Source organism: Escherichia sp. KTE96, assembly GCF_000408525.1.
Taxonomy (GTDB): domain Bacteria; phylum Pseudomonadota; class Gammaproteobacteria; order Enterobacterales; family Enterobacteriaceae; genus Escherichia; species Escherichia marmotae.
On record NZ_KE137147.1, the window covers coordinates 52,590 to 65,856 of the forward strand.

The window sequence follows — 13,267 nt, forward strand, 5'->3', positions numbered from 1 at the left end:
CTGATGCGACGCTGACGCGTCTTATCATGCCTACAAACCACACAGCACATTTCAACAAGCTATCTTTCGCCCCCATTCATAAACATCCGCTATTATTGATTTCCAGACTAATCATCACCTGATAAACAACAATAATGACTAAAACCAATCATGAGCTTAGCCCGGCGCTGATCGTGCTGATGTCGATCGCCACCGGTCTGGCAGTCGCCAGCAACTATTACGCCCAGCCATTGCTCGACACCATCGCGCGTAACTTTTCTCTTTCCGCCAGTTCGGCGGGCTTTATTGTCACCGCCGCACAATTAGGCTATGCCGCTGGCCTGCTGTTTCTTGTCCCATTGGGCGATATGTTTGAACGCCGACGCCTGATTGTTTCCATGACCTTACTGGCTGCAGGCGGTATGTTGATCACCGCCAGCAGTCAATCACTCGCCATGATGATCCTCGGAACGGCATTAACCGGTTTATTCTCGGTCGTGGCGCAAATTCTGGTTCCACTGGCGGCAACACTGGCTTCACCAGACAAACGCGGCAAGGTGGTTGGCACCATTATGAGCGGTTTGCTACTGGGGATTTTGCTGGCACGTACCGTTGCAGGATTGCTGGCAAACCTCGGCGGCTGGCGCACCGTCTTCTGGGTCGCATCGGTGTTAATGGCACTGATGGCGCTGGCGTTATGGCGCGGCCTGCCACAAATGAAATCAGAAAACCACCTCAACTACCCACAGTTGTTAGGTTCCGTTTTCAGCATGTTTATCAGCGATAAGATCCTGCGTACCCGCGCGTTACTGGGCTGCCTGACCTTTGCCAACTTCAGCATTCTATGGACATCGATGGCTTTTTTGCTCGCCGCGCCGCCTTTTAATTACAGCGATGGCGTGATTGGTCTGTTTGGCCTTGCGGGAGCTGCCGGGGCGTTGGGCGCTCGCCCGGCGGGCGGTTTTGCCGATAAAGGAAAATCGCACCTCACAACAACGTTTGGTCTGCTGTTGTTGTTACTTTCATGGCTGGCAATCTGGTTTGGTCAAACTTCCGTACTGGCGCTGATTATCGGCATCCTGGTGCTGGATCTCACCGTCCAGGGCGTGCATATCACCAATCAAACCGTGATTTACCGTATTCACCCTGATGCGCGTAATCGCCTGACCGCAGGCTACATGACCAGTTACTTTATTGGCGGTGCTGCCGGTTCACTGATTTCTGCATCCGCCTGGCAACATGCGGGTTGGGCTGGCGTTTGTCTGGCTGGCGCGGTGATCGCCCTGGTTAACCTGGTGGTCTGGTGGCGAGGTTTTCATCGTCAGGAAGCCGCAAATTAAGCAATCAGCAACCGTTTTCGTGGCTTTACACTTATAAGGGTGTTAAGAAGCCCATCAGTCTGATAAGGTTAAGATATTCATTCAGTCTGTTTATAATATTAACAATCGTTAAGCGTACACTCTATGGTAAGCCCTACTCCTCTGCCAGCTTCTGGTCCGGCGACCTTCATGGAAGGATGCAAAGACAGTTTACCGATTGTTATTAGTTATATTCCGGTGGCTTTTGCGTTCGGTCTGAATGCAACCCGCCAGGGCTTCACTCCCCTCGAAAGTGTTTTTTTCTCCTGCATCATTTATGCAGGTGCGAGCCAGTTTGTCATTACCGCGATGCTGGCAGCCGGGAGTAGTTTGTGGATTGCTGCACTGACCGTGATGGCAATGGATGTTCGCCATGTTTTGTATGGCCCGTCACTGCGTAGCCGTATTGTTCAGCGTCTGCAAAAATCGAAAACCGCCCTGTGGGCGTTTGGCCTGACGGACGAGGTTTTTGCCGCTGCAACGGCAAAACTGGTACGTAATAATCGCCGCTGGAGCGAAAACTGGATGATCGGCATTGCCTTCAGTTCATGGTCATCGTGGGTATTTGGTACGGTAATAGGGGCATTTTCGGGCGGCGGTTTGCTGCAAGGTTATCCCGCCGTTGAAGCAGCATTAGGCTTTATGCTGCCGGCTCTCTTTATGAGTTTCCTGCTCGCCTCTTTCCAGCGCAAACAATCTCTTTGCGTTACCGCAGCGTTAGTTGGTGCCCTTGCAGGCGTAACGCTATTTTCTATTCCCGTCGCCATTCTGGCAGGCATTGTCTTTGGCTGCCTCACTGCGTTAATCCAGGCATTCTGGCAAGGAGCCGCTGATGAGCTATGAGGTTTTACTGCTTGGATTACTGGTTGGCGCGGCGAATTACTGCTTCCGCTATTTACCACTGCGCCTGCGGGTGGGTAATACCCGCCCAACCAAGCGTGGCGCGGTGGGTATTTTGCTCGACACCATTGGCATCGCCTCAATTTGCGCTCTGCTGGTTGTCTCTACCGCACCAGAAGTGATGCACGACTCACGCCGCTTCGTGCCCACACTGGTTGGTTTTGCAGTATTGGGTGGCAGTTTCTATAAAACACGCAGCATTATCGTCCCCACTCTGATAAGTGCGCTGGCCTACGGGCTGGCCTGGAAAGTGATGGCGATTATATAACCCACAAGAATCATTTTTCTAAAACAATACATTTACTTTATTTGTCACTGTCGTTACTATATCGGCTGAAATTAATGAGGTCATACCCAAATGGATAGTTCGTTTACGCCCATTGAACAAATGCTAAAATTTCGCGCCAGCCGCCACGAAGATTTTCCTTATCAGGAGATCCTTCTGACCCGTCTTTGCATGCATATGCAGAGCAAGTTGCTGGAAAACCGCAATAAAATGCTGAAGGCTCAGGGGATTAACGAGACGTTGTTTATGGCGTTGATTACGCTGGAGTCTCAGGAAAACCACAGCATTCAGCCTTCTGAATTAAGTTGTGCTCTTGGATCATCCCGTACCAATGCGACGCGTATTGCCGATGAACTGGAAAAACGCGGCTGGATCGAACGTCGTGAAAGCGATAACGATCGCCGCTGCCTGCATCTGCAATTAACGGAAAAAGGTCACGAGTTTTTGCGCGAGGTTTTACCGCCGCAGCATAACTGCCTGCATCAACTCTGGTCCGCGCTCAGCACAACAGAAAAAGATCAGCTTGAGCAAATCACCCGCAAATTGCTCTCCCGTCTCGATCAGATGGAACAAGACGGTGCGGTTCTCGAAGCGATGAGCTAACGCGTCATCTCGCTCAAAAATCCAGATTTATAAAAGAAAAACTGACCGGCCAGCATCGCAACGTGCTGGCCTTTTTGGCAAGCAGGTCGGCTCAGCCGATGAGTTAAGAAGATCGTGGAGAATACTATGAGCGCAAATGCGGAGACACAAAGCCCGCAGCAACCGGTAAAGAAGAGCGGCAAACGTAAGCGTCTGCTCCTCCTTCTCACCTTGCTCTTTATTATTATTGCCGTAGCGATAGGGATTTATTGGTTTTTGGTACTGCGTCATTTCGAAGAAACTGATGACGCATACGTGGCAGGGAATCAGATTCAAATTATGTCTCAGGTGTCAGGCAGCGTGACGAAAGTCTGGGCCGATAACACCGATTTTGTAAAAGAAGGCGATGTGCTGGTCACTCTCGACCCGACTGATGCTCGCCAGGCGTTTGAAAAAGCCAAAACAGCACTGGCTTCCAGCGTACGCCAGACCCACCAACTGATGATTAACAGCAAGCAGTTGCAGGCAAATATTGAGGTGCAGAAAATCGCCCTCGCCAAAGCACAAAGCGACTACAACCGCCGCGTGCCGCTGGGTAATGCCAACCTGATTGGCCGCGAAGAGCTGCAACACGCCCGCGATGCTGTTACCAGCGCCCAGGCGCAACTGGATGTCGCCATTCAACAATACAATGCCAATCAGGCGATGATTCTGGGTACTAAACTGGAAGATCAACCGGCCGTGCAACAAGCTGCCACTGAAGTGCGCAATGCCTGGCTGGCGCTGGAACGTACCCGTATTGTCAGCCCGATGACCGGTTATGTCTCCCGCCGTGCCGTTCAACCGGGTGCGCAAATTAGCCCAACAACGCCGCTGATGGCGGTCGTTCCGGCGACTAATATGTGGGTGGATGCCAACTTTAAAGAGACCCAGATTGCCAATATGCGTATCGGCCAGCCGGTCACCATCACCACTGATATTTACGGTGATGACGTGAAATACACCGGTAAAGTGGTCGGTCTGGATATGGGTACGGGTAGCGCGTTTTCGCTGCTTCCGGCGCAAAACGCTACCGGTAACTGGATCAAAGTGGTTCAGCGTCTGCCTGTTCGTATCGAGTTGGATCAAAAGCAACTTGAGCAATATCCGCTACGGATCGGTTTATCCACACTGGTGAGCGTCAATACCACTAACCGTGACGGCCAGGTACTGGCTAACAAAGTACGTTCCACGCCGGTAGCAGTAAGTACCGCTCGTGAAATCAGCCTGGAACCCGTCAATAAACTGATCGACGATATCGTAAAAGCTAACGCTGGCTAATCCAGAGGTGCGTGTGATGCAACAGCAAAAACCGCTGGAAGGTGCGCAACTGGTCATTATGACGATTGCGCTATCGCTGGCGACATTCATGCAGGTGCTGGACTCCACCATTGCTAACGTGGCGATCCCTACTATCGCCGGAAACCTTGGCTCATCGCTCAGCCAGGGAACGTGGGTGATCACCTCCTTCGGGGTGGCGAACGCCATCTCGATCCCGCTTACCGGCTGGCTGGCGAAGCGCGTCGGGGAAGTGAAGCTGTTCCTCTGGTCGACCATCGCCTTCGCCATTGCTTCGTGGGCGTGTGGTGTTTCCAGTAGTCTGAATATGCTGATCTTCTTCCGCGTCATTCAGGGGATTGTCGCCGGGCCATTGATCCCGCTTTCACAAAGTCTATTACTGAATAACTACCCGCCAGCCAAACGTTCCATCGCACTGGCCTTGTGGTCAATGACGGTGATTGTCGCGCCTATTTGCGGCCCGATCCTCGGCGGTTATATCAGCGACAATTATCACTGGGGTTGGATCTTCTTTATCAACGTGCCAATTGGCGTGGCAGTGGTGTTGATGACGCTACAGACCTTGCGCGGACGCGAAACCCGCACCGAGCGGCGACGGATTGATGCCGTGGGGCTGGCGCTGTTAGTGATTGGTATCGGTAGCCTGCAGATTATGCTCGACCGGGGTAAAGAACTGGACTGGTTCTCATCACAGGAAATTATCATTCTCACCGTGGTGGCGGTAGTGGCTATCAGCTTCCTGATTGTCTGGGAGCTGACAGATGACAACCCAATAGTTGATCTGTCGCTGTTTAAGTCACGCAATTTTACCATTGGCTGCTTGTGTATCAGCCTCGCTTATATGCTCTACTTCGGCGCGATTGTTTTGCTGCCGCAATTGTTGCAGGAAGTCTACGGCTACACAGCAACCTGGGCAGGGTTGGCGTCTGCGCCGGTAGGGATTATCCCGGTGATCCTGTCGCCAATTATCGGTCGTTTTGCGCATAAACTGGATATGCGTCGGCTGGTAACCTTCAGCTTTATTATGTATGCCGTCTGTTTCTACTGGCGTGCTTATACCTTTGAACCCGGTATGGATTTTGGCGCGTCGGCCTGGCCGCAGTTTATCCAGGGCTTCGCGGTGGCCTGCTTCTTTATGCCGCTGACCACCATTACGCTTTCTGGTTTGCCACCTGAACGACTGGCGGCGGCGTCGAGTCTCTCCAACTTTACGCGAACGCTGGCGGGGTCTATTGGCACGTCGATAACCACTACCATGTGGACCAACCGCGAGTCGCTGCATCATGCGCAGTTGACCGAGTCGGTGAATCCGTATAACCCGAACGCCCAGGCGATGTACCATCAACTGGAGGGTCTGGGAATGACGCAACAGCAGGCTTCCGGCTGGATTGCTCAGCAGATCACCAATCAGGGGCTGATTATTTCCGCTAATGAGATCTTCTGGATGTCGGCCGGGATATTCCTCGTCCTGCTGGGACTGGTGTGGTTTGCCAGGCCGCCATTTGGCGCAGGTGGCGGCGGAGGCGGTGCGCATTAATGTTGTCAAAGGGAGCTGCGGCTCCCTTTTTATTTGCCTATTCTGCAAACGGTTGTTTTATCAATGCCAAATGATGCCATTATTCAGGGTTGCTTAATAAGCAGTTCATCAATCAAAAAAAACAGACAATTTATTTATATTTTTCCTAATAACGGCATATTTTATCTCATATTTTTATGCATTTTATCGATGTGCGGAAAGCATATTTATATTATTTTTTTTGACAAAAATCCTGGTATTTACCAACTCTAAGTAAATGTGCAAACAATAAACATAAAATTAATTTGCCATCATTATTAAATTCAAGAAAAGCATCGGCAGAATATATCTTGATGATTTTTCTAACTTTTCTTTTTGTCACTTTTTACCACTTAATGTATTTAAAGATTTTTCCTATAGAAAATTATGCAACTTATTTTTTAGCACAACGCCTAAACCATCAAAACAAATTAATATTAAATTAATTACAAATTAAACTGGTTTATAAACATTGGTTTCACGCACTACTCTTCATTTGATAGAGCAGTAACCCTTTTCAGTGGTCTTAAAAATTAAGTTTTTACGTCGTTACTGTGGATTTGTTATTTATCTTAAAATAAATCATAAGGATGAGAAGGAACTTTATGAACATCAAAAAGCATCCCTTGTCAACGCTGGCAATAGCTATTTCGACCGTGTTATCAATACCCGTTTCACTGGCATGGGCACCACCAACAAGTATCAACAGCGATGTTACTATCAACAATAATGATGTTGTAACGCTATCCTCATCCGAAAATAATTCATCAACCTGGAATCAATTTCGTTTTCTTAATGTTGGAGAAACAAGTGAAGGTACGTTGAATATAGACGGGCGTGATCTGACCACCTCCAAAATCACAATCGGTAATGCAACTTCAGGGATAATGAAATTAGAAAACAATACTCATCTGACGATTAATAATGCATCGCCTTATGAACACAATATTTATTTAGGTATCAATGGTGGTTCAGGAACCTTAATGGTGCTTAGCGGCAGTACTATCACCGATTTAAATGAATTCAGAATCGGTGAATATGATTACCAGGCACAAGGGCAAGTCATTATTGACGGTGCGGGTTCTTCCGTTTCTGCAACGTATGTGATGGTCGGCGATCAGGGAACAGGTAAACTCGAAATCACGCATGGCGGTCATCTTACGGCATCAAAGGATGTGCTCATTGGTTTTACTGGAAGTACAGGGGATTTTCACGGGACTGGATACGGTGAAACGCTGGTTGATGGCGACAATTCTTCATTAACAGTGAATGAATATATCAACCTCGGGGGATTGAACTCATCGCAGAACGAGGCAAAGGGGATACTTACTGTTAGTAATAATGCCACGGTCAGTGCTAATCAATTTATCTGGCTTGGGATAGCAGAAACCAGCACCGGTATTCTAAACATTGGTGGAGCGCAGGGAGAAGCAGAACAGAAAGCGGGGATCATCAAGACGCCGATTATCCATATGGGAAGTAATGCCGGGGATAGTGCTGCACAAATTAATTTTAACCACTCCAGCGAAGATTTTATCCTGGCTGCAGATATAGTTGGCAAAGGCGAAGTTAACCAGGAAGGTTCCGGAGTCACGACGTTGACAGGCGCAAATACCTACTCTGGCCAAACGAATATAAATAAAGGCACTTTGCACGCCGGTGTCAACGATACCTTCAGCCCAAACTCCGATTATGTTGTCGACAGTGAAGGGAATATCGATTTAGACGGTTTTTCACAAACCTTAAATACACTGGATTTGGCGGGTACAGCAACACTATCTTCCTCAAAAAATGGCGACAAATTCACGCCTGCCACACTCACCATTAATGGCAATTACACTGCTAATAATGGTTTGTTAGTTATGCGTACCGAACTCGGCGATGATAATTCCGCGACTGATAAATTAATTGTAAAAGGCAACACGTCTGGTCATACCCGTGTGAGTGTTAGTAATGCCGGTGGTCAGGGAGCCGATACGCTTGAAGGGATCCGCATTATTGAAATAACTGGCGCATCAGAGGGAACGTTTAGTAAAGAAGGTCGTATTGTTGCCGGTCCCTATGACTACAACGTGGTAAAAAGCGACAACCAGAACTGGTTTTTAACCAGTGAAATTCCCGCAGGACCGTATACCCCACCGGAACTGCCCGTCATCCCGGAACCAGATCCTGAGCCACCTGTAACACCAGAACCCCCTGTAACACCAGAACCGCCTGTGACACCGGAGCCACCTGTTACGCCATCTGTTCCACAACCAGAACGAAAACATCTGTATCGCCCGGAAATTGGCAGCTATCTGGCCAATATTCAGGCGGCAAATACGCTGTTTAATACCCGACTGCATGACCGTCTGGGGGAAACACAATACACCGACCTGCTGACCGGCGAGCAGAAAGTAACCAGCCTGTGGATGCGTAACATTGGCGGGCATAATCGCTTTAAAGATCGTTCGGATGAATTGAGCACCCAGAGCAACCGTTATGTTCTGCAACTGGGCGGCGACCTCGCACAATGGAGCAGTAATGACCTTGATCGCTGGCATCTCGGCTTAATGGCTGGCTATGCCAACAGCAAGAGTCACACCCATTCCAACCTGACCGGGTACAGCTCACGTGGGCAAATCGACGGCTACAGTGTGGGGGTGTATGGCACCTGGTACGCTAACGAAGCGGACAAAACCGGGACTTATGTTGATAGCTGGTTGCTCTATAACTGGTTTGATAACACCGTCTCCGGCGAGTACCTGCCGGGTGAGAAATATCACTCTGACGGCATCACCGCCGCCATTGAAGCGGGTTATACCTTCCGTCTTGGTGAAAGCGCCGATGCGCGTACCAGCTACTGGTTGCAGCCAAAAATGCAACTGACGTGGATGGATGTGAAGGCAGACAATCATACTGAAGACAATGGCACTCTGGTTGAGGACAGCACCGAAGGCAACCTGCAAACGCGTCTGGGGGTGAAAGCGTATCTGCAAGGCCATAATGCTCTTGATGAGCATAAAGAGCGTTCCTTCCAGCCTTTTGTGGAAGCCAACTGGATTTATAACTCCCGCAATTACAGTGTGAAAATGGATGGCATCAGCGATGAAATCATCGGTGCGCGTAACATCGGTGAGTTAAAAGTCGGGGTGGAAGGTCAGCTTAATCCGCGTCTGCAACTGTGGGGCAACGTCGCCCAGCAGTTGGGTGACAACGGTTACAGCGATACCCAGGGAATGCTGGGTATGAAATATCTCTTTTGATGCCACTTTGCCGCCCGTCGCGGTATACGGGTGGCGCGCTCCCTGCATCAACCTGATAAGCGTAGCGCATCAGGCAAGCCGGACGGTGCTACTGCATGTCCGGCTTCTTCTGCTTAAACTGACTAGATGTGCAGTTCCTGTAATTTCTCTTTCGGCAACGCCAGCTCTTCGTTGCTGTTGATACGCACACCACGTTCCAGGATGCTACGTGCAATATCCTGCGCTTCCTGCAACGAGTGCATCTGGTAAGTGCCACACTGGTAGACATTCAGTTCCGGGATCTGATTCTGATCCTGCACTTTCAGTACATCTTCCATTGCCGCTTTCCAGGCATCAGCGACACGCTTCTCATCTGGCGTACCAATCAGACTCATATAGAAACCGGTGCGACAACCCATTGGCGAGATATCGATGATCTCAACGCCGTTGCCGTTAAGATGGTTGCGCATAAAACCAGCAAACAGATGCTCCAGAGTATGGATACCTTTTTCTGGCATTACTTCTTTGTTCGGCACGCAAAAACGCAGATCGAACACAGTGATTGCGTCGCCATGCGGGGTGTTCATTGTTTTCGCCACCCGAACTGCAGGCGCTTCCATCCGGGTATGATCGACTGTGAAGCTATCTAACAACGGCATTTAGCCACCTCCGGTAATTTTTTTTTAAATATTCTGAACTCTTTGTTCCCAGGCGAGTCTGAGTATATGAAAGACGCGCATTTGTTATCATCATCCCTGAATTCAGAGATGAAATTTTGGCCACTCACGAGTGGCCTTTTTCTTTTCTGTCAGGCGTGTTTTTCCAGCCACACCTTGAACGGTTCGGTATCTGCAGCTTCCATTTCCTGCTGACGGCGTTTAGACGCTTCGCGTTCGGCAATAAAATCCTCTTCACGCAGAATTTCCAGCGGCTCTTCACGCAGCAAATTGCGGTAAGCCTCACCAAATGCTTTACCAGTTCCGCCAATGCCAGTATCAATCATAGACCGTAAGATACGGGCAGAGAAAGTCAGATCGGGATTATCAAAGCAGGCTACCAGCTCATCACACACTTTCTGATACGCTTCGCCGCCGTTAATGCTGTCCAGGGTTTGCGCAACACGTTTCAGATCCCGGAACAGATCTTTGCCCACCTGCGGCAGCGGGAATTGTGCAGTTTCACAGCCAATTCCCAGCGTCAGCCCCGGCTTACGCCCTTCAAGGATCACCCGGTTCCAGTTGACGCGTGTACAGGCAAGTTCGCTACTGCTCATTTCCGGCGCGTCAGCTAACGCACACCAGACCATAAACAGGTCGAGGAAACGCACCTGCTGCTCATCAACACCTATCGGTGAGAAGGGGTTGATATCCAGCGAACGCACTTCGATATATTCAATGCCGCCGCGCAACAGCGCATCAGAAGGCGACTCACCGCTGCGAGTAACGCGTTTCGGACGAATCGGCGCATACAGTTCATTTTCAATCTGCAGTACGTTACTGTTGATTTGCAGTCGCTTGCCGTCTTTCTCAAGACCAATCTTCGCGTACTCTTCCGACGGCGTTTTAATTGCCCGCTTCAGACCAGCTACGTACTCGTAGAGATCGTTAAAGGTAATGCCAAGATTACTTTGCGATTTATTGGTATAGCCCAGATCGCTCAAACGAAGAGAGGTCGCATACGGAAGGTAGTACATGCCACTCTCGGTTTTCTCAAACGGTAGCGACGTCGGTTTACCTTGCAGGAAAGAAGAACAAATCGCCGGGGAAGCGCCAAACAAATACGGGATAACCCAACCGAAGCGATAGTAGTTACGGATAGCACGGAAGTAGCCCGCTGAGATTTTCTCTTTGGCGTCAACGCCCGAGATATCACCACACTTCGCCTGCCAGAATGCCATTGGTAAAGAGAAGTTGTAGTGTACGCCGGAGATGGTTTGCATCAGCGCGCCATAGCGATTTTTCAGCCCTTCACGGTACAGCGTTTTAAAGCGACCGGTATTGGAAGTGCCATACTGCGCCAGTTCGATATCCTGACCTTCCGCGATGTAACATGGCATACTTAACGGCCACATCCGCTCATCGCCAATGTTACGCGCGGTATAGCGATGCAAATCGCGCATAAAGGTCAGCATATGTTCAATATCGCCATCGACCGGCGTAATAAATTCCAGCAACGCTTCGGCAAAATCGGTCGTGATCCATTTATGCGTCAGTGCGGAACCTAATGCTTCAGGATGACCCGTTGTTGCTAGTGTGCCATCTGGATTAACACGTAAAGTTTCGCGCTCAAGACCGCGCTGTATCCCCGTTAATGCCTGAGGATGTTTTTCCAGCCAGGCCAGCGCCTGTGATACGTCCGGGATCAAATTGACCTCCCGCCTGTCAAAATCGTTTTAATTAGCATAACTGTAATGGTGGCCATGTGTGCAGGCCTACAATTAGTGCCACCACATCATGCCCTGAACGGTGGCTACTGCAACCGCAACGTAGCGCAACGCTTTACCAAGGCACAAAAAAAAGATTACTGGTCCCCACGAGATGCGCATCCATCCCGCTAACAGACACAGTAAGTCGCCAATCACTGGCATCCAGCTTAATAAGAGTGTGACTGCGCCATAGCGTTTCAGCCAGCCAATGGCTTCTTCTTGCCAGCGCGATGTTTTGCGCAATGGAAAGAAACGCCCAAGGATAACGTTAGTTAACCCTCCAAGGCTATTACCCATTGTTGCTGTTAATACTAAAACCCAGGGATGACTCACCCCAGAAAGTAACATTGCCACCAGCACAACTTCCGAATTGCCGGGTAATAGTGTAGCGCTGAGAAAACTACTGGCAAACAACGAGAAGAGCGATAGCGCCTCACTCACAACAAGCGAACATCCACAACGTCCATGCCTGCGGCGCGAGCAGCCTGAATACCGAAATCAGCATCTTCAAAGACCACGCACTGTGTTGGTTGCACTCCCATACGCTGTGCGCACAACAAAAATGTGTCTGGCGCAGGTTTATGATGTTTGACGTGATCGGCAGCAACGACCGCGTCGAAATAATGACGCAATCCCAGGTGTGTTAACAGCACCTCAGCTATAGCGCTTTCACTCCCCGTACCGACAGCCATTGGGCGACGACCATGCCAACTCTTCACTACGTCAACAAGAGGAAGCGGCTCGACGCTATCCAGCAGCATGCTTCTTACCGCCTCTGTTTTTTCACGCGCCAGAGCATGTGGGTCGAGATCGGCCTGGTTCAACTCAATGATCGCCTGGGCAATACGCCAGGTAGGCGAACCATTAAGTGCGATCATGGCCTGTACATCGTACTGAAGACCGTAACGTCCTAATACTTCGCGCCACGCTTTACGGTGCGTAGGCTCGGTATCCAGAATGGTGCCATCCATATCAAATATTAAACCAGCATAACGCTCGTACATGGCCTTCTCACAAATCGAAAAATATGACGCTACTTTAGCGTAATTGCTTGATTTTGTCGCTGATGGCGAAGGGGAAGATTATTCAGGAAATGGATAAAATCGTCATTTAGAAATGAAATATTTTTGAGGGGATCTTTTGGAGAAGATGGTGTATCCGGGAGGATGACTCACTGGCGTTCGCCCTTCGGGCCGTTGCTGGCGCAACGTTATCCTCCCTGGTGCTTGCGTCAATTTTGCAGACCATGAAGATTATCAATCGTGGATAATACGAAGAGAATGGTGCATCCGGGAGGATTCGAACCTCCGACCGCTCGGTTCGTAGCCGAGTACTCTATCCAGCTGAGCTACGGATGCATCGGGAAAGCTTATTTTACTGCTGATATTGATATCGCTACTAAAGCCATATCAAGCAAGAGATGGTGCATTCGGGAGGATTACTCGCCTTGCGGCTCGCCCTTCGGGCCGTTGCTAAAGCAACGTTATCCTCCCTGGTGCCTGCGGTTAGTACCACCACCTCTTCAATACCTTCATCGCTGAAGGTTACGGAGAATATGGTGCATCCGGGAGGATTCGAACCTCCGACCGCTCGGTTCGTAGCCGAGTACTCTATCCAGCT

The 13,267-nt window shown here is 49.8% G+C and carries 11 protein-coding genes and 1 tRNA gene; 7 read left to right on the forward strand and 5 right to left on the reverse strand.

Going from position 1 to position 13,267, the window contains the following annotated elements; translation table 11 throughout:
* The first annotated feature begins 134 nt into the window (after positions 1-134).
* The 7 genes from A1WG_RS17890 (at position 135) to A1WG_RS24095 (ending at position 9,243) form a co-directional block, all read left to right on the forward strand.
* Complete coding sequence (locus A1WG_RS17890) at positions 135-1,319, forward strand: MFS transporter (protein ID WP_001516925.1); 1,185 nt, start codon at positions 135-137, stop codon at positions 1,317-1,319.
* A 123-nt stretch (positions 1,320-1,442) separates the two neighbouring features.
* Positions 1,443-2,180 (forward strand): L-valine exporter subunit YgaZ, encoded by a 738-nt coding sequence (ygaZ, locus tag A1WG_RS17885; protein ID WP_000254577.1) that lies wholly within the window; start codon positions 1,443-1,445, stop codon positions 2,178-2,180.
* A complete protein-coding gene (gene ygaH, locus A1WG_RS17880; protein WP_001516926.1) occupies positions 2,170-2,505 on the forward strand; it encodes an L-valine transporter subunit YgaH in 336 nt (111 codons plus the stop codon). The genes ygaZ and ygaH overlap by 11 nt, the downstream gene beginning before the upstream one ends.
* Positions 2,506-2,595: 90 nt before the next feature.
* On the forward strand, positions 2,596-3,126 hold the full coding sequence (emrR, locus tag A1WG_RS17875; protein WP_000378441.1) for a multidrug efflux transporter EmrAB transcriptional repressor EmrR: 531 nt from the start codon (positions 2,596-2,598) through the stop codon (positions 3,124-3,126).
* Between the two features lie 126 nt (positions 3,127-3,252).
* Positions 3,253-4,425 (forward strand): multidrug efflux MFS transporter periplasmic adaptor subunit EmrA, encoded by a 1,173-nt coding sequence (gene emrA / locus A1WG_RS17870; RefSeq protein WP_001516927.1) that lies wholly within the window; start codon positions 3,253-3,255, stop codon positions 4,423-4,425.
* Between the two features lie 16 nt (positions 4,426-4,441).
* Positions 4,442-5,980: a multidrug efflux MFS transporter permease subunit EmrB gene (gene emrB / locus A1WG_RS17865; RefSeq protein WP_001516928.1), complete on the forward strand. Its 1,539-nt coding sequence runs from the start codon at positions 4,442-4,444 to the stop codon at positions 5,978-5,980.
* 623 nt (positions 5,981-6,603) lie between these two features.
* Entirely contained in the window at positions 6,604-9,243 is a 2,640-nt protein-coding gene (locus tag A1WG_RS24095) for an autotransporter outer membrane beta-barrel domain-containing protein (protein ID WP_016242533.1), read from the forward strand.
* A gap of 122 nt (positions 9,244-9,365) precedes the next feature.
* On the opposite strand, the gene luxS is transcribed toward A1WG_RS24095, so the two are convergent.
* The 5 genes from luxS to A1WG_RS17835 all read right to left on the reverse strand — a co-directional run bounded on the left by luxS (position 9,366) and on the right by A1WG_RS17835 (position 13,005).
* Positions 9,366-9,881: an S-ribosylhomocysteine lyase gene (gene luxS, locus A1WG_RS17855; RefSeq protein WP_001516930.1), complete on the reverse strand. Its 516-nt coding sequence runs from the start codon at positions 9,879-9,881 to the stop codon at positions 9,366-9,368.
* A gap of 149 nt (positions 9,882-10,030) precedes the next feature.
* Positions 10,031-11,587 carry a glutamate--cysteine ligase gene (gshA, locus tag A1WG_RS17850; protein ID WP_001516931.1) on the reverse strand — a complete coding sequence of 519 codons (1,557 nt, stop codon included), beginning with the start codon at positions 11,585-11,587 and terminating at the stop codon, positions 10,031-10,033.
* Between the two features lie 72 nt (positions 11,588-11,659).
* Entirely contained in the window at positions 11,660-12,088 is a 429-nt protein-coding gene (locus tag A1WG_RS17845; RefSeq protein ID WP_001287460.1) for a YqaA family protein, read from the reverse strand.
* Entirely contained in the window at positions 12,085-12,651 is a 567-nt protein-coding gene (gene yqaB, locus A1WG_RS17840) for a fructose-1-phosphate/6-phosphogluconate phosphatase (protein ID WP_001516932.1), read from the reverse strand. The genes A1WG_RS17845 and yqaB overlap by 4 nt, the downstream gene beginning before the upstream one ends.
* 277 nt (positions 12,652-12,928) lie before the next feature.
* Positions 12,929-13,005 (reverse strand) — tRNA-Arg (locus tag A1WG_RS17835).
* Positions 13,006-13,267 lie beyond the last annotated feature (262 nt).